Genomic DNA, 19,311 nt, shown 5'->3' with positions numbered 1-19,311 from the left:
CGGGAGCGTGAACGGAATTCCCGAAGCGGGGGCGGCGGAGGTCGCCCCCGCTTCCTCGTCTCGACGGCGGCTCGTGCCCCTGCTGCTGCTCGGCGTCGCAGCGGCGCTGCTCGCGGCTGATCAGCTCGTGAAGAACTGGGTGATCTCCACCCTTCCGGAGGAGCGCGTCGTCCCCGTTCTCGGCGACTTCCTGCAGTGGTACTTCGTGCGCAACCCGGGCGCCGCGTTCTCCATCGCCAGCGGTTCGACCTGGATCTTCACCACTCTGGCCGTGATCGTGGTCGTCGTGATCCTGTGGCAGATCCGGCGCCTGCGCTCGATTCCTTGGGGGCTCTTCCTCGGCCTGCTGCTCGGCGGAGTGCTCGGCAATCTGACCGATCGGCTCACGCGCGAGCCCGGGTTTCCCGTGGGCCACGTGATCGACTACATCCTCACGCCCTGGATGTGGCTCGGCTTCGACCCCGCCATCTACAACATCGCGGACATCGGCATCGTGAGCGGCATGGTGATCTTCGTCGTGATCAGCCTGCTCGGGCTGCCCATCGACGGCTCGCCGCGCGCGCGGCACCGGGACCACGGGAGGCGGGGGGCCGCGAGGGCCGAGAACACCGGTGAGGACCGCGGCGATGGAGCATCGTAGCCTGCCCGTGCCCGAAGGGCTCGGGGGCGAGCGGGTCGATGCCGCGCTCGCCAAGATGCTGGGCTTCTCGCGCAGCTTCGCCGCAGAGATCGCGCAGGCCGGCGGCGTGGTACTCGACGGGCGCGCGCTCGGCAAGTCCGATCGGCTGACGCCCGGGGGGTGGCTCGAGGTCTCCTGGGAGGAGAAGCGCGGCCCGGAGATCGTGCCGGTGCACCTGCCGCAACTGGGGATCGTGCACGACGACGAGGACATCGTGGTGGTCGACAAGCCCGCCGGCGTCGCGGCGCACCCGTCGCTCGGCTGGGAGGGGCCGACGGTGCTGGGCGCGCTCGCCGGAGCCGGATACCGCATCGCGACTTCCGGCGCGCCCGAGCGGCAGGGCGTCGTGCACCGTCTCGATGCGGGCACGAGCGGCCTGATGGTGGTGGCGAAGAGCGAGCGGGCCTACAGCGATCTGAAGCGGGCCTTCAAGGAGCGCGAGGTCGACAAGATCTACCACGCGGTCGTGCAGGGCCACCCGGACCCCTTGTCAGGGACGATCGAGGGGCCGATCGGACGTCATCCCGGTCACGAGTGGAGGTTCGCGGTGACGCGCGACGGCAAGCCGTCCGTCACCCACTACACGACGATCGAGGCCTTCCCGTACGCGAGCCTGCTCGAGATCGAGCTCGAGACCGGCCGCACCCACCAGATCCGCGTGCACATGTCCGCGCAGCGGCACCCCTGCGTCGGCGACGGCATGTACGGAGCGGACCCCGCGCTCTCCGCGCGCCTCGGGCTCGCCCGCCAGTGGCTGCACGCGATGCGGCTGGGGTTCCGCCATCCCGGCAGTGGAGCCCACGTGGAGTACGAGAGCGCCTACCCGGAAGACCTGCAGCACGCTCTCGACGTCCTGGCAGGCCGGTAGCCGGGAATCGGCGCGCTCCGCCCGCGCACATGAGATTTGTCGGCGGCGGACGATAACCTTGATGCGTCGGCGAGAGGGGTTCATCGGTGTCCGAGAAAGACGGCTTCGTCCACCTGCACACGCACAGCGAGTACTCGATGCTCGACGGTGCGGCTCGGGTGGGGCCGCTCGTGCGGGCCGCGGCCGAGCAGGGTATGCCGGCTATCGCCGTCACCGACCACGGCAACACCTTCGGCGCCTTCGATTTCTGGAAGACGGCGCGCGACAGCGGGGTCAACCCGATCATCGGCATCGAGGCCTACCTCACTCCCGGCACGCACCGCGGCGATCGCACGCGCGTGCGCTGGGGAGACGGCGCGGGCGACGACGTCTCGGGCGCCGGGGCCTACACGCACATGACGCTGCTTTCCAAAGACACCGGGGGCATGCACAACCTCTTCCGCCTCTCCTCGCGCTCGAGCATGGAGGGGTACTACTTCAAGCCCCGTATGGACCGGGAGCTGCTGCAGACCTACGCGAAGGGCATCATCGCGACGACGGGCTGCCCCTCGGGCGAGATCCAGACCAGGCTGCGGCTCGGCCAGCTCAAGGAGGCCCGCGACGCGGCCGCCGAGTTCCAGGACATCTTCGGCAGGGAGAACTTCTACTGCGAGATCATGGACCACGGTCTCGACATCGAGCGCCGGGTGCAGAAGGAGCTTCTCGCGCTGGCGAAGGACCTGGACATCCCCCTCGTCGCGACGAACGACCTCCACTACGTGCACGAGCACGACGCGGAGGCGCACTCGGCGCTGCTCTGCGTGCAGTCCGGCTCGCGGCTCGACGACCCCAATCGCTTCAAGTTCGACGGCTCCGGCTACTACCTGAAGTCCGCCGCCGAGATGCGGCACGTCTTCCGCGAGCTCCCGGACGCCTGCGACAACACGCTGCTCATCGCCGAGAAGTGCGAGGTCGAGTTCAACACCTCGGCCAACTACATGCCCCGCTATCCCGTGCCGGCCGGGGAGACCGAGGACAGCTGGTTCGTGAAGGAGGTCGAGAAGGGCCTCCACTACCGCTATCCGGGCGGCGTCCCCGACGAGGTGCGCAAGCAGGCGGAGTACGAGATCGGCGTCATCACCCAGATGGGGTTCCCCGGCTACTTCCTCGTCGTCGCCGACTTCATCAACTGGTCGAAGGACAACGGCATCCGGGTGGGGCCGGGCCGAGGTTCCGGCGCGGGATCGATGGTGGCGTACGCGATGAGGATCACGGATCTCGATCCGCTGCAGCACGGCCTCATCTTCGAGCGCTTCCTCAACCCGGACCGCGTCTCCATGCCCGACTTCGACGTCGACTTCGACGATCGGCGCCGCGGCGAGGTCATCAGGTACGTGACGGAGAAGTACGGTGACGAGCGCGTCGCCCAGATCGTCACCTACGGCACGATCAAGTCGAAGCAGGCGCTCAAAGACGCGTCGCGCGTGCTCGGCTTCCCCTTCGGCATGGGGGAGAAGCTGACGAAGGCGATGCCCCCCGCGGTCATGGCGAAGGACATCCCGCTCTCCGGGATCATCGATCCGGACCACCCGCGGTACAAGGAGGCTGCGGAGTTCCGCACGGTGCTGCAGGAGGATCCGGACGCCAAGAAGGTGTACGACGTCGCGCTCGGTCTGGAGGGACTGAAGCGGCAGTGGGGCGTGCACGCGGCCGGCGTGATCATGTCGAGCGACCCGCTCATCGACATCATCCCCCTGCAGAAGCGCGAGCAGGACGGGCAGATCGTCACCCAGTTCGACTACCCCACCTGCGAGGGCCTGGGCCTCATCAAGATGGACTTCCTGGGGCTGCGCAACCTCACGATCATCTCGGACGCCATCGAGAACATCAAGCTCAACCGGGACGAGGATCTCGACCTCGAGCACCTGGCGCTCGACGACCAGGCGTCGTACGAGCTGCTGGCCCGCGGCGACTCCCTGGGCGTGTTCCAGCTCGACGGGGGGCCGCTGCGCTCGCTGATGCGGCTCATGAAGCCCGACAACTTCGAGGACATCTCGGCGCTCATCGCGCTCTACCGTCCCGGCCCCATGGGCGCCAACTCCCACACCAACTACGCGCTGCGGAAGAACGGCGAGCAGAAGATCACGCCGATCCACCCCGAGCTCGAGGAGCCGCTCAAGGACATCCTCGACACCACCTACGGCCTCATCATCTACCAGGAGCAGGTGATGGCGGTCGCGCAGAGGGTGGCCGGCTTCTCGCTCGGCCAGGCGGACATCCTGCGCCGCGCCATGGGCAAGAAGAAGAAGGAGGAGCTCGACAAGCAGTACGCGGGCTTCTCAGGCGGCATGCGGGAGCGCGGCTTCTCGGAGGGCGCGATCAAGGCGCTCTGGGACATTCTGCTGCCGTTCTCGGACTACGCGTTCAACAAGGCGCACTCCGCTGCGTACGGCCTGGTGAGCTACTGGACCGCCTATCTGAAAGCGCACTATCCGGCCGAGTACATGTCGGCTCTGCTCACGAGCGTGGGGGATTCGAAGGACAAGCTCGCCGTCTACCTCAACGAGTGCCGACGCATGGGCATCAGGGTGCTGCCGCCGGCTGTGAACGACTCCTTCGCGAACTTCTCGGCCGTGGGCGACGACATCCGCTTCGGCCTCGGCGCGATCCGCAACGTTGGCACGAACGTGGTCGAAGCGATCCGCGAGGCCCGGGAGTCGAAGGGCGCCTTCGAGAGCTTCCACGACTTCCTCAAGAAGGTGCCCCTCGTCGTGCTCAACAAGCGCACGGTGGAGTCGCTCGTCAAGGCCGGCGCGTTCGACGGGCTCGGGGGGACGCGGCGGGCGCTCGTGGAGATTCACGAGCAGGCCATCGAGAGCGCGGTGAAGGAGAAGCGCGACGCCGAGAACGGCAACGTCGGTTTCGACTTCGACAGCCTCTTCGCGGACGCCGCGCAAGACTCCGACTCCGCGGCGGGTGCGGTCTCGCAGGTGCCGGATCGCCCCGAGTGGACCAAGCGGGACAAGCTCTCGTTCGAGCGGGAGATGCTCGGCCTCTATGTCTCGGACCATCCGCTGCGCGGCCTCGACGCCGCCCTGGCCAAGGAGGCGAACGCGACGGTCCTCCAGGTCACGGGCACCGACACGGGCGGCGGTTTCGACGGCGAGATCGTGACCCTCGCCGGGCTGCTCACGAGCGTGCAGCACCGCACCGCGAAGTCGGGCAATCTCTACGGCATGGTGACCCTCGAGGATTTCACGGGCGAGATCCAGGCGCTCTTCATGGGCAAGTCGTACCAGGAGTTCGGCAGCCTGCTGCAGCCGGACAGCATCGTCGCGCTGCGCGGCAAGCTGAACGCCCGCGACGACGGCATGTCCATGCACGCGTACGGGGTCAAGCCGATCGATGCGGCCGTGCAGGAGGACGCATCGACGCTCACGCTCAGCGTCGCCGACTCCCGCGCCACCGAGCAGCTGATGCAGGAGCTCAAGCAGACGCTCGAACGGCACCGGGGGGAGAGCGAGGTGCGCCTCAACCTGCTGACGACCGGAAGCATTCGCGTGTTCGAGCTGCCGCAGCAGGTGCGGGTGTCGGCGGATCTCTTCGGCGAGCTCAAGGGGCTGCTCGGGCCGCGCTGCCTCGCACCGGTCGAGGAACTGGTGGCGTAACGTCCGTGCAATACCGCCGGGGTAGTGTGGAGGCATGAGCGAGTTGCAGCAGCAGATCATTGACGCGCTCGGGGTGCGGGCCGAGATCGATGCGGCTGCCGAGGTGGAGCGTCGCGTGGCCTTCCTGACGGACTACGCGCGCTCGATCCCCGGTGCGCGGGGCTTCGTGCTCGGCATCTCGGGCGGTCAGGACTCGGCGCTCGCCGGGAGACTGGCGCAGCTCGCCGCCGAGCGATTGCGGGCGGGAGGGGACGAGGCCGAGTTCATCGCGGTGCGCCTGCCCTACGCCGTGCAGCAGGACGAGGAAGACGCGCAGCTCGCGCTCTCCTTCATCCGTGCCGATCGCGCCCTTGCGGTCGACATCGCCGCGGGCGTCGACGGCGTCGCCGCGGCGGTCGAGACGGGCACCGGCGAACCCGTGAGCGACTTCACCAGGGGCAACGTCAAGGCGCGTGTGCGCATGGTGGCGCAGTACGCCATCGCGGGGGACCGGCGTCTGCTGGTGATCGGCACCGACCACGCCGCCGAGGCGATCACGGGCTTCTTCACCAAGTTCGGGGATGGCGCGGCCGACGTGCTCCCGCTTTCGGGACTCACCAAGGGGCAGGGGGCAGCGATGCTGCGACACCTGGGCGCGCCGAGCCGCCTCTGGGAGAAGGCGCCGACGGCCGACCTGCTCGACGAGGAGCCCGGCCAGACCGACGAGGCGAGCCTCGGCACCGGCTACCCGCAGATCGACGCCTACCTGCGCGGCGAGGAGGTGCCGAGGAGCGTCGGCGAGAACCTGGAGCGCCGCTACCGCGCCACCGAGCACAAGCGCCGGCTTCCGGTCGCCCCCTCTGACACGTGGTGGCGGAGCGCCGAGGGAACAGGAGCGACATCATGACCACGACCACGTTCGTACTCGCCGGAGGCTGCTTCTGGTGCCTCGACGCGGCGTACCGTCAGCTGCGCGGCGTGACGGAGGTGATCTCCTGCTACACCGGGGGCGATACTCCGCACCCCGGTTATGAGCAGGTCTGCACCGGTGCGACGGGGCACGCCGAAGCCGTCGCGGTCACCTTCGACGAGAGCGTCATCCCGGCCGAGGTGATCCTCGACGCCTACTTCACGATGCACGATCCCACCCAGGTGAACCGCCAGGGCAACGACGTCGGCACCCAGTACCGCTCGGCGATGTTCTACGCCGACGAGTCCCAGAAGGCCCTCTTCGAGGCCGCGCGCGAGCGGGCTGCGGCGTATTGGAGCGCCGCCGGCGAGATCGCGACGTCGGTCGAGCCGCTGGGCGAGGTGTATCCCGCGGAGGAGTACCATCAGGACTTCTTCGCGAAGAACCCCACCCAGGGCTACTGCCTCGCCGTTGCCGTGCCGAAGGTCAACAAGGTGCGGGCCTCGTTCGCCGAGTACCTGCGCTGACCGGCGCGTCAGGCCGCGGCGGGAACAAAGCCGTCTCCCCTCCGCGTCGGAGCGCCCGCGCCCTCCTGGACGCCGTCGGGATCGGGGTGCGCCGGCCGGCTGCTCCAGCCGGGTTGCTCGCCGATCACGGCAGCCTCGGTCGGGCCCGAGACGCTTGACTCCGGGCCCGAGGCGGTGTCGGCCGTGCTCCCCGCCGGGTCGGCGCCGACTCGCTTGGTGAAGGCCGATACGCCCCAGCGCAAGTCATGGCCCAGAGCCTCGGCTTCGATCTCCATCACGGTTCCCGATTTGCCGTCCTTGCTCCACTCGCGAGTTCGGAGCTTACCGCTGACGACGATCCGGTCGCCCTTCGAGAACGAGCCATCCGCGTGCTCCGCGAGGCTGCGGAACGAGTTGACGGAGAACCAGCTGGTGTCGCCGTCGACCCACTTGCCCTGCTCCCGGTCGTAGCGGCGCTCGTTGCTCGCGAGCCGGAAGGTGCAGAACGCGACGTTCGACGCCGACCTGAGGAGCCTGGGCGCGGTGGCGATGGTGCCGATGACGCAGATGGGGGTGGACATGATGCTCTCCTTACGATCCGTCCCGGGGTGCACCGGGATCCCGTGCGATGGGCGAGCGGGCGACTCGCGCCGTGCGGGGAACGATCCGCCCGCTCGTCTTCAGACTGCTGCATCGGGGCGCTCCGCGGGCCCGATCCCGGACATCCGTGGACAACTCCTCCCGATTCGCGAAACAGGCTGCCTGTGAGCGAAGGCATCGATCCCAGCCGCCCGGCGCGCCCGGCGCGTGCGGCGCGCCGGGGATTGCCAGGATCCGCTGCGTACACTGGCCAGGTGCGCTCAGCCCTGCCGTCCTCACGCCGACCCCGCGCCGCTGCGCTGCTCTCGCTCTGCATCGCGCTGCCGCTGCTCGCGGGTTGTTCCCTGCTCGCGGGGCCGACACCGCAGACGCCGCCCCGGGAGACTCCGAAGTCGCCCGAAACAGCCCCGCAGTTCGTGCCCGGCGGCACCGCCGAGCAGAACCTGCCGGCCTTCACGGAAGCGCTGCGCGTGTTCTCGGCGAGCCAGCAGCCCGTCACCGGGGCGCCCGTCGTCGACGCGGTCGCAGCGGTGGGCTTCGACAAGACCGCGATGCAGGTCAGCTTCGACGAGACCAAGACCGGCCTCGCCGCCGACAGCATCTACGTCTCCGTGCGCATCGGCGCCGACTGCCTCGTCGGCCAGGTCGTCGCCGAAGACCGGAGCTTCGTGGCGAAGCAGCTCCCCGCGGTGGGACCGGGCGGCGACATCTGCCTGATCGGCAACACGCGGCCGATCGACTGGTAGCCCCGCCGCCGCGGATCGCGGGCGGTAGAGTGGTGGGGAACCGTTTCCATCCTTTCAAAGCAGGGAGTTCGGGGCGCCCGCGCCCGAGAGAGCATATGGCTGAGTACATTTACCAGATGGTCCGCGCCCGCAAGGCGCACGGCGACAAGGTGATCCTCGACGACGTGACCACGGCGATCCTGCCGGGCGCCAAGATCGGCGTGGTCGGCCCCAACGGCGCGGGCAAGTCGACCATTCTGAAGATCATCGCGGGCCTCGACACCCCCTCGAACGGCGAGGCCATCCTCACCCCGGGCTACTCCGTCGGCATCCTCATGCAGGAGCCGGAGCTCGATGAGGAGCGGACCGTGCTCGAGAACGTCGAGCAGGGCGTCGCCGAGATCAAGGGCAAGCTCGACCGCTTCACCGAGATCTCGGCCGAGATGGCGAACCCCGACGCCGATTACGACACGCTGCTGCCCGAGATGGGCGAGCTGCAGGAGGCGATCGACCACGTCGACGGCTGGGACCTCGACAACCAGCTCGAGCAGGCGATGGACGCGCTGCGCTGCCCGCCCTCCGACGCGATCGTGAAGCACCTCTCCGGCGGCGAGAAGCGCCGCGTCGCGCTCTGCAAGCTCCTGCTCGAGAAGCCGGACCTGCTGCTCCTCGACGAGCCCACCAACCACCTCGACGCCGAGAGCGTGCTGTGGCTCGAGCAGCACCTCGCCAAGTACCCGGGCGCCGTCATGGCGGTGACGCACGACCGGTACTTCCTCGACCACGTCGCCACCTGGATCTGCGAGGTCGACCGCGGCCGACTCTACCCGTACGAGGGCAACTACTCGACCTACCTCGAGCAGAAGGCCGCGCGACTCGAGGTGCAGGGCAAGAAGGACGCCAAGCTGCAGAAGCGCCTCAAGGAGGAGCTGGAGTGGGTGCGCTCCAACGCGAAGGGGCGGCAGGCCAAGTCGAAGGCGCGCCTGGCCCGCTACGAGGAGATGGCGGCCGAGGCCGAGCGCACGCGCAAGCTCGACTTCGAGGAGATCCAGATCCCCGCGGGCCCGCGCCTCGGCAACCTCGTGCTCGAGGCCGAGGACCTCGACAAGGGCTTCGACGGTCGCAGGCTCATCGACGGGCTGTCGTTCTCGCTGCCCCGCAACGGCATCGTCGGCATCATCGGCCCGAACGGCGTCGGCAAGACGACGCTCTTCAAGACCATCGTGGGCATGGAGCCGCTCGACGGGGGCGAGCTGAAGATCGGCGAGACCGTGCAGCTGAGCTACGTCGATCAGACCCGCGGAGGCATCGATCCGAAGAAGACGGTGTGGGAGGTCGTCTCCGACGGGCTCGACCACATCCAGGTGGGCAGGACCGAGATCCCGTCGCGCGCCTACGTCTCGACCTTCGGCTTCAAGGGGCCGGATCAGCAGAAGCCCGCCGGCGTGCTCTCGGGCGGCGAGCGCAACCGGCTGAACCTCGCGCTCACGCTCAAGCAGGGCGGCAACCTGCTGCTGCTCGACGAGCCGACCAACGACCTCGACGTCGAGACCCTCACGAGCCTCGAGAACGCGCTGCTCGAGTTTCCCGGCTGCGCCGTGGTCATCACGCACGACCGGTGGTTCCTCGACCGCATCGCCACGCACATCCTCGCCTACGAGGGCACCGAGCAGAACCCGGCGAGCTGGTACTGGTTCGAGGGCAACTTCGAGGCGTACGAGGCGAACAAGATCGAGCGCCTCGGCCCCGACGCGGCGAAGCCGTCGCGCCTCACCTACCGCAAGCTGACCCGCGGCTAGTCCGCGAGGGGAGGGGCGACCGCACATGGCGCGCGCGCACATCGACATGGAGCTGCGCTGGGGCGACCAGGACCGCTACGGCCACGTCAACAACGTCGCCTACGCGAGGTACCTCGAGGAGGCGCGGGTACGGGTCTTCGGGATGGGGTCGGCGCGGGAGGCGACGGGCATGGAGGGCCACTTCCGCGACGAGGATCACGGCGGCTCCAAGATGCTGGTGGCGAACCAGCAGATCGAGTTCCTGGGCGTGCTCGAGTACGCGAAGCAGCCGATCACGGTGGAGCTGTGGATCGGGAGGCTCGGGGGATCGAGCCTCGAGGTGCACTACGAGGTGGTCGACGGCTCGGCCGCCGAGCGGCGCGTGGTGGCCCGGGCCGTCACCACCATGGTGATCGTCGACGGAGAGACGCTGCGCCCGGTGCGGCTCTCGGACGAGGGCCGCACCGCGGTCGAGCCGTGGACGGACGCGCCGGTGCGGATGCGTCGCGGCTGATCCGCCGGGAATCACCCGCGCCGGCGAGGCCCGCGCCGCTACTCCGCCTCGGGCAGCCGGATCATGGTCTCCTGCGACACGCTCGCGACGAGCGATCCCTCGCGATCGTAGAAGCGCCCGTGAGCCAGGCCGCGCCCGCCCTGGGCGGTGGGCGAGTGGAGCTCGTAGAGCAGCCACTCGTCGATGCGGAACGGGCGGTGGAACCACATGGCGTGATCGAGGCTCGCGCCGCGCAGTGCCGGCGTCGCCCACGGCACCCCGTGCCGCCGCATCACGGGTTCGAGCAGCAGGTAGTCGCTCGCGAACGCGAGCGCCGCCGCGTGCAGCAGGGCCGGGGCGTCGAAGGTGTCCCGGCTGCGCAGCCAGACGCGCTGCCGATTGCTGCGCTCGGCCACGTCGAGGATGATGTCTGACTCGAGGTAGCGGAAGTCGAACGGGCGGTTCATCACCCATGACGCCCGGCCGCTGCTCGTGAGGTGCCCGTACTTCTCCCACACGCTCGGCAGGGAGTCGGGGCCGGGCAGCGTCCCGAGCTCGAAGGGCTCCTGGTGCTCGAGCCCGGGATCCTGCTCCTGGAAGGAGGCGATCATCGACATGAGCACCTGCCCGCCCTGATACGCCTGCGTGCGGCGCGTGGAGAACGAGCGGCCGTCGTGCAGCCGATCCACCTCGAAGGTCATGCGCTCCTCGCTGTCGCCCGGCCGCAGGAAGTAGCCGTGCATGGAGTGGATGGCGCGATCCGAGGGCACCGTCGTGCCGGCCGCGGCGATGGCCTGGCCCAGCACCTGCCCGCCGAAGGACCTGCCGTGCGGGGTGGGGAACGCGGGCCCCGTGAGGATGTCCTCCCGCGTGCGCGCACCCGAGTCGAGCACCGAGAGCATCTCGAGGAGATCGGGGGGAGCGGTCATGAGTCCTCCTGGGGTCGGCTCCATCGCGTGGACGATGCTCCCAGTCTATGACCGCGCGGCACTCCGGACGGAGGGCCGCCCGTTCGCTAGGCTGGAGCGATGGCCGCCACCCTGCCGCTCGCGGATCACGCCACCCGCGACGATCTGCGCATCTTCCTCGAGCGCCTGCAGCGCGCCGGGCAGGAGGAGGTGCGCATCGTCGCGCGAGGCCCCGTCCTCGCGGTGTACGGCTGCACGCAGGCGCCGCGCGGCATCACCGACCCGGTTCCGGTGGTGCTGGTGATGCGGGCGTTCGGTCTCGCCGCGGAGCCCGCGGATGCCGAGGGGCGTACGACGGAGGTGGACGAGACGGTGCCCGCGCGGGCGCTGCTCGATCGCATCGCGCGGCTCGGGATCACGGGCCTGTCGCTCGAGGTGCCCGACTCGACCTCGATGGTGGCGTGGGCGGGCGTGCTGCCGCCGGTCTCCGGGTGGGATCCGATGGGGGCGATTGATCAGTCCTCGCTCGCGGCAGTGGCCTCCGAGGGCATGGAGCGGGTGTCCGCGCTGCTGCCGGAGGATCCCGGCGAGGCGGTGGTGCTGCGCGTGCGGGCCTCCGTGTGGGGCGCCGAGATAGCCCCCGGGCTGCCCGCGGCGGCGGCGTTCGCGGCCGAGACGATGGGCTTCCTGCGCGACGAGGAGCGCGTGCGGGTCTCCCGTTCCCTGACCTGGACGCGGCTGACGACGTCGCGCGGTTACGTGCTCGTGCGTTCGCTGCCGGGGTAGGCGCCCCGCCTTCGCCCGGATCCCAGCGGGATCGGCGATCCTCGGCTAAGATAGCTGAGGTCAACTAGAGGAGTGTGTACATGGCCAACCCCAACGGCATCATCGACCCGCCCATCGACGATCTGCTCCAGAAGGTCGATTCGAAGTACGCCCTGGTGATCTTCGCTTCGCAGCGCGCCCGCCAGATCAACGATTACTACACGGATCTGCACGACGGCAACCTGTTCGACAACGTCGGCCCGCTGGTCGACTCGTCGGTCGACGACAAGCCGCTGTCGATCGCGCTGCACGAGATCGTCGAGGGCAAGCTGACCATGGCCCAGCGCACCCCGGTGTCGGGCGACGCCGAGGAGGACGCGGCGATCGGCGCGTAACCCTCCGCTGCACTCGCGGCTTCGTCGGTGGCGTCGGATACCCTGATTGGGATCCGGCGCCACCGGCGTTTTCCGTCCTCGCCGCCCGCCCCGTCCGCAACGCAACCCTACGCAAGGAGCCGCCGTGCCTTCCAGCAACCCGCTGCGTCAGTTCACCTCGGAATCGGTCACCGAGGGCCACCCCGACAAGATCTGCGACCGCATCTCCGACTCGATCCTCGATGCCATGCTCGAGCAGGATCGGGGAGCGCGCGTGGCCGTCGAGACCCTCGTCACGACCGGCCTCGTGCACGTGGCCGGCGAGGTCTCGACCACGGGCTACGTCGAGATCCCCCAGATCGTGCGCGACGCCGTGCGCGACATCGGCTATACCAGCTCCGAGATGGGCTTCGACGCGGCCTCCTGCGGCGTCTCGGTGTCGATCGGGCAGCAGTCGCCCGACATCGCGGGCGGCGTCGACTCCTCGCTCGAGGTGCGCAGCGGCGAGGCGGACGAAGACGATGGGCTGAGCCGTCAGGGCGCCGGCGATCAGGGCATCATGTTCGGCTACGCGACGGACGAGACGCCGGAACTGCACCCGCTGCCCAGCTGGATCGCGCACCGCATGGCGGAGCGCCTCACGGAGGTGCGCAAGAGCGGCGCGCTGCCCGAGCTGCGCCCGGACGGCAAGACGCAGGTGACGATCGGCTACGACGGGGATCGAGCCGCGAGCGTCGAGGCGGTCGTGCTCTCCACCCAGCACCACGCCGACATCTCGCAGGAGGCCCTGCGCGACGCGGTCGAGCGCCTGGTGATCCGGCCCGTGCTCGAGCGGGTGGAGCTGCGCAGTGCCGACGCGCAGCTCTTCATCAACCCGGCCGGCCCCTTCGTGATCGGCGGCCCCATGGGCGACGCGGGCCTCACCGGGCGCAAGATCATCATCGACACCTACGGCGGCGCCAGCAGGCACGGCGGCGGCGCCTTCAGCGGCAAGGACCCGTCGAAGGTCGACCGCTCCGCCGCCTACGCGATGCGCTGGGTCGCCAAGCACGTGGTGCGCGCCGGGCTCGCCCGCCGCGCCGAGCTGCAGATCGCCTACGCGATCGGCCGTGCGCACCCCGTCGGCCTCTACGTCGAGACCTTCGGCACCGAGTCGGTGCCGCGGGGCCGCATCGAGCGCGCGGTGCGGGAGGTCTTCGACCTGCGCCCGCTCGCGATCATCCGCGACCTCGATCTGCTCCGCCCCGTCTACGCGCGCACGAGCGCCTACGGGCACTTCGGCCGCGAGCTCCCCGAGTTCACCTGGGAGGCCACGCCCCGCGTCGCCGAGCTGCGGGCCGCCGCCGGCCTGTAGAGCAGTGTCCACGGGCAGCGCGTTCGAACGGGCGGAGGCGGCGAACGGCCGCCCCGTCGCGCGAGTGCTGCTCGATTCGGCCCTGCCGCAGCTCGACCACCTCTTCGACTACGCGGTCCCGCCCGAGCTCGCCGACGAGGTGAGGGCCGGCCAGCGCGTGCGCGTGCCCTTCCGCTCGCAGGAGCGCAAGAGCTTCGGCTACGTCATCGGGTTCGCCGAGCGCAGCGACTTCGGCGGAGAGCTCTCCGCCATCGCCGACATCGTCACGCCGGTCCCCCTGCTGACCCCGGAGGTCTGGCGGCTGGCGCGCGCCGTCGCCGACCGCGCGGGCGGATCCGCGGGCGACATCCTGCGGCTCGCGATCCCGCCGCGCCAGGTGCGCGTGGAGAAGCGTCACCTCGCCGCCGCAGTCGCGCCGTCGCCCGCCGCGCCGGAGCGATTCCCGGACGAGGAGGGCGTCGCGCGGGAGCTCATCGCCGGGGCTCGGCTCGCGCTCACCGCGTCGCACGGCCCCGAGCGCCTGCACACGGGGGAGTGGGTCGGCGGGTGGGCGGCGCGCCTCGCGCGGCTCGCCATCGCGGTGCACGCGGCCGGGCGCAGCGCGATCCTCATCGCCCCCGACTATCGCGACCTCGACCAGCTGCGCGACGCGCTGGCGGCGTTCGGCCACCCCGGCATCGTGCGCGTCGACTCCCGGCAGTCGAACGCCGAGCGCTACGCCGGCTTCCTGCGGGCGCTCGACGACGAGCCCCGCATCGTGCTGGGCAACCGGTCCGCGGTCTACGCGCCCGCGCACCGGCTCGGCGCGATCATCCTGTGGGACGACGGGGATCCGGTGCTGGCCGAGCCCCTCACGCCGTACGTGCACGCCCGTGACGCCGCGCTCGTGCGCGCGTCCCTGCAGCGCGATGCGTCGCCCGGCGAAGCGGCCGGCCTCTTCTTCGCCGGGCACGCGCGCAGCGCCGAGGTGCAGCGCCTGGTCGACATGGGCTACGTGCGGGACCAGCAGAACCCGCCGCGCCGCACCCGGATCGTGCACGCCGACGCCTCCATGACCCCCGACGCCTTCGCGGGGCGCGTTCCCGAGTTCGCCGCGCGCACCATTCGCGAGGGGCTGCGGCGCGGCCCCGTGCTCGTGCAGGTGGCCACGCCGGGCTACGCGCCCGTGGCGGTCTGCGGCGACTGCGGCGACCTCGCTCGATGCCGAGCCTGCGGCGGCCCCGTCGGCTTCCGCACCGTGGGGCGCGCGTCGTGCCGCTGGTGCGGCGAGTACGCGACAGCCTGGCGCTGCGCCACCTGCGACGGCACCGGGCTCGAGGAGCGCGGCACGGGGTCGGCTCGCACCGCCGAGCAGTTCGAGCGCCAGTTCGAGGGCGCGCGCGTGATCCTGAGCGACGGCGAGCACCCGCGCGAGCGCGTCGACGCGCGGCCGGCGCTGGTCGTGGCCACCCGCGGCGCCGAACCGCTCGCGGCGGGCGGGTACCGGGCGGTGGTGCTGCTCGACTCCGAGCGGCTGCTGAGCCTCGAGACCCTGCGCGCCGGCGAGGACTGCCTGCGCTGGTGGGAGAACGCCGCCGCCCTCGCCGCGCCCGACGGTCTCTGCCTCATGGCCTCCGGGGGCGGGCCCGTGGTGCGGGCCTTCGTGACCGGCCGCGCGGAGGAGTGGCTGCGGGGCGAGCTGCGGGATCGCCACGCGCTGCGCTACCCGCCCGCCGTGCGCGTGGCGAGCGTGAGCGGGGGGGCCGACGAGGTCGAGCGCGCGCTGCAGCAGCTCGCGGGGCTCCCGGGGGTCGACCACCTCGGGCCGACGCCGACCCCGCCGGGCGGGCCGGCCAAGACCCCCGCGGGTCTCGTGCGGGCGATCGTGCGCTTCGAGTACGGGCAGGGGGACGAGGTCGCGAGCCGCCTGCGCGGAGCGCTCGTGGCCGACGCCGCGGGGTCCTCGTCGCGCGCTCGCGGTCGCGCTCCGGGCCGGGCCCGGCCCGAGGCGCTGCGTCTCCGCTTCGACGACCGGGGCGTCTTCGACGGGTAGGGACGGGCGGTGCGAGAATAGGGCGATGCGCATCGTCTTCGCCGGAACCCCCGAGTTCGCCCTCCCCAGCCTGCGGTCCCTCGTCCGGGCGGGGCATGAGGTCGTGGGCGCGGTGACGCGCGAGGACGCGCCGATCGGACGCAGGCGGGTGCTCACGCCGTCGCCGGTCGCGGTCGCGGCCGAGGAGCTCGGGATCCCGGTGCACCGGGCGAACCGCCTCGACGATGCGGCGACCGGGTGGGTGCGATCCCTCGCCCCCGAGCTGGGGGTGATCGTGGCCTACGGCGGCCTGGTGCGGGAGCCCCTGCTGAGCCTGCCCGAGCACGGGTGGATCAACCTGCACTTCTCCGAGCTGCCGCGCTGGCGCGGAGCCGCTCCCGTGCAGCGGGCGCTGCAGGCGGGGGAACAGCGGCTCGGCGTCACCGCGTTCCGCCTCGTCGAGGCGCTCGACGCCGGCGACGTGGTCAGTCGGGACGCGCGCGAGTTCGCGGCGGGAACCCCGGCAGGCGAGGCGCTCGCCGAGCTGGCCGACTTCGGGACGGGCGCGCTGCTCGCCGCGGTGGACGCGATCTCGGTCGACCCGGAGGCCGGCGCGCCGCAGGCCGGCGAGGCGACGTACGCGCACAAGCTCGCGCGCGAGGACGGTCGCCTCGACCTCTCGCTGCCGGCCTCCGAGGTGCTCGCGCGCTGGGCGGGGGTCACCCCCGAGCCCGGCGCCTTCGCGCTGCACGCCGGGCAGCCGCTGAAGCTCCGCGCGGTCGCGCGGGCGGCAGATCGGCACGCGGCGTCGAGCCCCGGCTCCGTGGGCTCGGTCGGCCTCGTCGACGGTCGCGCGATTCTGCGCCTCGCCGACGGAGCGCTCGCGCTCGACCGGGTGCAGCCGCCGGGCAAGCCGGCCATGGACGGCGCGGCCTGGCTGCGCGGCCGCGGCGGGAAGGCGGAGCTGTCGTGAGCCGCATCAGCCCTGCCCGCCTGACCGCATACGACGTGCTGCGCGACGTCGACGACCGCGACGCCTACGCGAACCTCGCCCTGCCCGCTCGCATCCGGGAGGCCCGCCTCGACGCCCGCGACGCCGCCCTCGCCACCGAGCTCGCCTCGGGCGCGCTGCGCTGGCGCGGCCGCTACGACCGCATCATCGAGCTCGCCGCCGACCGCGAGGCCGCGCGCATCGACGCCCGCACCCTGAACGTGCTGCGCCTCGGCGCGCATCAGCTGCTCGGCATGCGCACCGCCGCGCACGCCGCCGTCAACGAGAGCGTCGAGCTGCAGCGCCGGGTGGGCAATCGCAGCGCCGCGGGCTTCGTCAACGGGGTGCTGCGCGAGATCGGGCGGTCGACGAACGAGGAGTGGGACCGGCGGATCGCCGAGACCGCGAAGAGCGCCGACGACGCGCTGGCCGCGCGCTCGTCGCACCCGGCCTGGGTGCTGCGCGCGCTGCGGGACGCGCTGCGGTCGGAGGGACGGGCCGCCGAACTGCCCGAGCTGCTGCAGGCCGACAACGAGGCGCCGCGCGTGAGCCTCGCGGTGCTGCCCGGAGCCCCGGCGAACGCGGAGGAGATCGCGCGGTCCGAGGCCGGCGTCGCCGCGGTCGGCCCGTCGCCGATCGGTCTGCAGCTCGAGGGCGGCGATCCGGGGCGCGCCATCGGAGCGCTCGGGCTGCGAGCGGGGCTCGTGCGGGTGCAGGATCAGGGCTCGCAGCTCGCGGCGCTCGCGCTCGCCCGGTCGCGGCCCGTCCGCGCCGGGGAGCGCTGGCTCGATCTGTGCGCCGGACCCGGCGGCAAGACCGCGGTGCTCGCCGCCGAGGCGGCGCTCGCGGGCTCGGAGCTGCGGGCGAACGAGATCTCGGAGCACCGGGCCGGGCTCGTGCGCGGCTCCGTCGAGGCCCACGCCGACAGGGTCGACGTGGTGAGCCACGACGGCCGCGACGACGAGGCCTACGGAGGGCCCGGCGCCCGCTTCGACCGGATCCTGGTCGACGCCCCCTGCTCGGGTCTCGGCGCGCTGCGCCGCCGCCCCGAGGCCCGCTGGCGCAAGCGGCCCGCCGATCTGCCCGGGCTCACCTCGCTGCAGGGCGAACTGCTCGACGCAGCAGCAGCCCACCTCGCCCCGGGCGGGCTGCTGGCCTACGTCACCTGCTCCCCGCACCTCGCCGAGACGCGGCTGGTGGTCGACCGGCTGCTGAAGCGGCGGCCCGAGCTCGGGGAGCTCGACGCCCGGGCGATCCTGAGCCGCGTCGCGCGCGCGCCCCTCGACCTCGCGGGCGATCGCCTCAGCGCGCAGCTGTGGCCGCACCGGCACGGCACCGACGCGATGTTCGTCTCGCTCATCGAGCGGCGAGGGGGGTAGTCGCCGTGCGCGCCTTCCTGCACGTGCTCGTGAACACGGCGGTGGCCAACCTCACCACCAACTTCCTGTGGTTCGCGGTGGTGTTCTGGGTCTATCTCGAGACGCGCAGCATCCTCGCTACGGGCGTGCTGGGCGGCGCGTACATGATCCTCATCGCCTTCTGCTCGATGTGGTTCGGCTCGCTCGTGGACCGGCTGCGCAAGCAGCGGGTGATGCTCGTCTCGGCGTGGTCGTCGCTGGCGGCGTTCGTCATCGGAACGGTGATGTTCTTCACGGTTCCGAGTGCGGCGCTGCTCGACCTGGGGGCGCCGTGGTTCTGGCTCTTCACACTCGTACTGCTGGCGGGCTGCGTGGTCGAGCAGCTGCGCAATCTCGCGCTCTCGACCACCGTGACGCTGCTGGTGCCCGTGGAGCGCCACGCCAACGCCAACGGCCTCGTCGGCACGGTGCAGGGTCTCGCGTTCATCGCCACCAGCGTGTTCAGCGGGTTCTCGGTCGGGCTGCTGGGCATGGGCGCGACGATGCTCATCGCCACCGTCGCGGTCGCGGTGCCGATCGTGCACCTGCATCTGCTGAGCATCCCCGAACCGGAGATCGTGCAGGATCCGGGTCGCAGCGCCGTCGATTTCAAGGGCGGCATGGCGGCCATGCTCGCGGTGCCCGGCCTGTTCGCGCTCGTGATCTTCACCATGCTCAACAACCTCGGCGGCGGCGTGTTCATGGCGCTGCTCGACCCCTACGGGCTCGAGATGTTTCCGGTGGAGATCTGGGGTCTCGCGTTCGGCGCGGCCTCGACCGGCTTCATCGCGGGCGGGGCAGTCGTCGCCAAGTGGGGGCTCGGCCGCAACCCGATCCGCACCATGCTGCTGCTGGTCGTGGTGCTCGGCCTGCTCGGCGCCGTGTTCACCGTGCGGGAGCGGCCGTGGCTCTTCATCGGCGGCATCTGGCTGTTCATGGCGATGATGCCGGCGGTGGAGGCGGCCGAGCAGACCGTGATCCAGCGGGTGGTGCCGTACGAGAAGCAGGGGCGGGTGTTCGGGCTCGCGATGACCTTCGAGGCCGCGGCCGCGCCGATCACCTCGTTCCTCATCGCCCCCATCGCCGAGTTCTGGGTGGTGCCCTACATGGCCGGTCCTCCGGGAGCGGACACGTGGGGCTGGCTGCTCGGCGAGGGGCAGAGCCGCGGGATCGCACTGATCTTCCTGTGGTCGGGGATCGCGATGATGCTGCTCGCGGTCGGCGCGATGCTCACCCGCTCCTACCGGAGGCTCTCCCGCAGCTTCGCCGAGAGCACGGCGAGTGCCGGATCCGGAACCCCTGGCGATGAGGCCCCGTGATCGCGCC

General features: G+C 71.2%; 17 protein-coding genes. 15 read left to right on the top strand and 2 right to left on the bottom strand.

Annotation, left to right across the window (positions count from 1 at the left end; translation table 11 throughout):
• The first annotated feature begins 7 nt into the window (after positions 1–7).
• From lspA to msrA, 5 genes are all read left to right on the top strand, one after another.
• Positions 8–640 carry a signal peptidase II gene (gene lspA, locus D1J51_RS04785; protein ID WP_240422906.1) on the top strand — a complete coding sequence of 211 codons (633 nt, stop codon included), beginning with the start codon at positions 8–10 and terminating at the stop codon, positions 638–640.
• The gene (locus tag D1J51_RS04780; RefSeq protein WP_119074034.1) at positions 627–1,547 is read left to right on the top strand and encodes an RluA family pseudouridine synthase; all 921 of its coding nucleotides are present in this window, start codon (positions 627–629) and stop codon (positions 1,545–1,547) included. The genes lspA and D1J51_RS04780 overlap by 14 nt, the downstream gene beginning before the upstream one ends.
• A gap of 137 nt (positions 1,548–1,684) precedes the next feature.
• On the top strand, positions 1,685–5,194 hold the full coding sequence (gene dnaE / locus D1J51_RS04775) for a DNA polymerase III subunit alpha (RefSeq protein ID WP_240422932.1): 3,510 nt from the start codon (positions 1,685–1,687) through the stop codon (positions 5,192–5,194).
• 34 nt (positions 5,195–5,228) lie between these two features.
• Positions 5,229–6,080, top strand: coding sequence for an ammonia-dependent NAD(+) synthetase (nadE, locus tag D1J51_RS04770; protein WP_119074032.1), 852 nt, complete (start codon positions 5,229–5,231; stop codon positions 6,078–6,080).
• Positions 6,077–6,610, top strand: a complete 534-nt coding sequence (gene msrA / locus D1J51_RS04765) for a peptide-methionine (S)-S-oxide reductase MsrA (protein WP_119074031.1) — start codon at positions 6,077–6,079, stop codon at positions 6,608–6,610. Before nadE ends, msrA begins: the two co-directional genes overlap by 4 nt.
• An 8-nt stretch (positions 6,611–6,618) precedes the next feature.
• Here msrA and D1J51_RS04760 read toward each other — a convergent pair whose 3' ends face one another.
• Positions 6,619–7,170 (bottom strand): single-stranded DNA-binding protein, encoded by a 552-nt coding sequence (locus D1J51_RS04760; protein ID WP_119074030.1) that lies wholly within the window; start codon positions 7,168–7,170, stop codon positions 6,619–6,621.
• Positions 7,171–7,443: 273 nt separating this feature from the next.
• Between D1J51_RS04760 and D1J51_RS04755 the strand changes: the two genes are divergently transcribed.
• From D1J51_RS04755 to D1J51_RS04745, 3 genes are all read left to right on the top strand, one after another.
• A complete protein-coding gene (locus tag D1J51_RS04755; protein ID WP_119074029.1) occupies positions 7,444–7,935 on the top strand; it encodes a DUF6993 domain-containing protein in 492 nt (163 codons plus the stop codon).
• A 95-nt stretch (positions 7,936–8,030) separates the two neighbouring features.
• Positions 8,031–9,713, top strand: a complete 1,683-nt coding sequence (gene ettA / locus D1J51_RS04750; RefSeq protein WP_119074028.1) for an energy-dependent translational throttle protein EttA — start codon at positions 8,031–8,033, stop codon at positions 9,711–9,713.
• A gap of 25 nt (positions 9,714–9,738) precedes the next feature.
• Positions 9,739–10,206: an acyl-CoA thioesterase gene (locus D1J51_RS04745; RefSeq protein ID WP_119074027.1), complete on the top strand. Its 468-nt coding sequence runs from the start codon at positions 9,739–9,741 to the stop codon at positions 10,204–10,206.
• Between the two features lie 38 nt (positions 10,207–10,244).
• Here D1J51_RS04745 and D1J51_RS04740 read toward each other — a convergent pair whose 3' ends face one another.
• On the bottom strand, positions 10,245–11,114 hold the full coding sequence (locus D1J51_RS04740) for an acyl-CoA thioesterase (protein WP_119074026.1): 870 nt from the start codon (positions 11,112–11,114) through the stop codon (positions 10,245–10,247).
• 99 nt (positions 11,115–11,213) lie between these two features.
• Between D1J51_RS04740 and D1J51_RS04735 the strand changes: the two genes are divergently transcribed.
• From D1J51_RS04735 to D1J51_RS04705, 7 genes are all read left to right on the top strand, one after another.
• Positions 11,214–11,879 (top strand): DUF8185 domain-containing protein, encoded by a 666-nt coding sequence (locus tag D1J51_RS04735; protein WP_119074025.1) that lies wholly within the window; start codon positions 11,214–11,216, stop codon positions 11,877–11,879.
• Between the two features lie 80 nt (positions 11,880–11,959).
• Positions 11,960–12,253 (top strand): DNA-directed RNA polymerase subunit omega, encoded by a 294-nt coding sequence (rpoZ, locus tag D1J51_RS04730; protein WP_119074024.1) that lies wholly within the window; start codon positions 11,960–11,962, stop codon positions 12,251–12,253.
• Positions 12,254–12,377: 124 nt separating this feature from the next.
• Positions 12,378–13,586 carry a methionine adenosyltransferase gene (gene metK, locus D1J51_RS04725; RefSeq protein WP_119074023.1) on the top strand — a complete coding sequence of 403 codons (1,209 nt, stop codon included), beginning with the start codon at positions 12,378–12,380 and terminating at the stop codon, positions 13,584–13,586.
• Positions 13,587–13,590: 4 nt separating this feature from the next.
• Positions 13,591–15,618, top strand: a complete 2,028-nt coding sequence (locus D1J51_RS04720; RefSeq protein ID WP_119074022.1) for a primosomal protein N' family DNA-binding protein — start codon at positions 13,591–13,593, stop codon at positions 15,616–15,618.
• Positions 15,619–15,643: 25 nt separating this feature from the next.
• Positions 15,644–16,570 carry a methionyl-tRNA formyltransferase gene (locus D1J51_RS04715; RefSeq protein ID WP_119074021.1) on the top strand — a complete coding sequence of 309 codons (927 nt, stop codon included), beginning with the start codon at positions 15,644–15,646 and terminating at the stop codon, positions 16,568–16,570.
• Entirely contained in the window at positions 16,567–17,967 is a 1,401-nt protein-coding gene (locus tag D1J51_RS04710) for an RsmB/NOP family class I SAM-dependent RNA methyltransferase (RefSeq protein WP_119074020.1), read from the top strand. Before D1J51_RS04715 ends, D1J51_RS04710 begins: the two co-directional genes overlap by 4 nt.
• 5 nt (positions 17,968–17,972) lie before the next feature.
• Positions 17,973–19,304: an MFS transporter gene (locus tag D1J51_RS04705; RefSeq protein WP_119074019.1), complete on the top strand. Its 1,332-nt coding sequence runs from the start codon at positions 17,973–17,975 to the stop codon at positions 19,302–19,304.
• Positions 19,305–19,311 lie beyond the last annotated feature (7 nt).

Origin of the sequence: Leucobacter sp. wl10 (assembly GCF_003569785.1) — a bacterium.
Lineage (GTDB): Bacteria > Actinomycetota > Actinomycetes > Actinomycetales > Microbacteriaceae > Leucobacter.
This window is presented reverse-complemented; position numbering and strand designations above follow the sequence as displayed.

What these genes read in the sequence shown, in the direction of transcription:
- D1J51_RS04780 (WP_119074034.1), top strand. Translation starts at nt 627, where the DNA reads ATGGAGCATCGTAGCCTGCCCGTGCCCGAAGGGCTCGGGGGCGAGCGG.
- dnaE (WP_240422932.1), top strand. Translation starts at nt 1,685, where the DNA reads ATGCTCGACGGTGCGGCTCGGGTGGGGCCGCTCGTGCGGGCCGCGGCC.
- nadE (WP_119074032.1), top strand. Translation starts at nt 5,229, where the DNA reads ATGAGCGAGTTGCAGCAGCAGATCATTGACGCGCTCGGGGTGCGGGCC.
- msrA (WP_119074031.1), top strand. Translation starts at nt 6,077, where the DNA reads ATGACCACGACCACGTTCGTACTCGCCGGAGGCTGCTTCTGGTGCCTC.
- D1J51_RS04760 (WP_119074030.1), bottom strand. Translation starts at nt 7,170, where the DNA reads ATGTCCACCCCCATCTGCGTCATCGGCACCATCGCCACCGCGCCCAGG.
- ettA (WP_119074028.1), top strand. Translation starts at nt 8,031, where the DNA reads ATGGCTGAGTACATTTACCAGATGGTCCGCGCCCGCAAGGCGCACGGC.
- D1J51_RS04745 (WP_119074027.1), top strand. Translation starts at nt 9,739, where the DNA reads ATGGCGCGCGCGCACATCGACATGGAGCTGCGCTGGGGCGACCAGGAC.
- D1J51_RS04740 (WP_119074026.1), bottom strand. Translation starts at nt 11,114, where the DNA reads ATGACCGCTCCCCCCGATCTCCTCGAGATGCTCTCGGTGCTCGACTCG.
- D1J51_RS04735 (WP_119074025.1), top strand. Translation starts at nt 11,214, where the DNA reads ATGGCCGCCACCCTGCCGCTCGCGGATCACGCCACCCGCGACGATCTG.
- rpoZ (WP_119074024.1), top strand. Translation starts at nt 11,960, where the DNA reads ATGGCCAACCCCAACGGCATCATCGACCCGCCCATCGACGATCTGCTC.
- D1J51_RS04715 (WP_119074021.1), top strand. Translation starts at nt 15,644, where the DNA reads ATGCGCATCGTCTTCGCCGGAACCCCCGAGTTCGCCCTCCCCAGCCTG.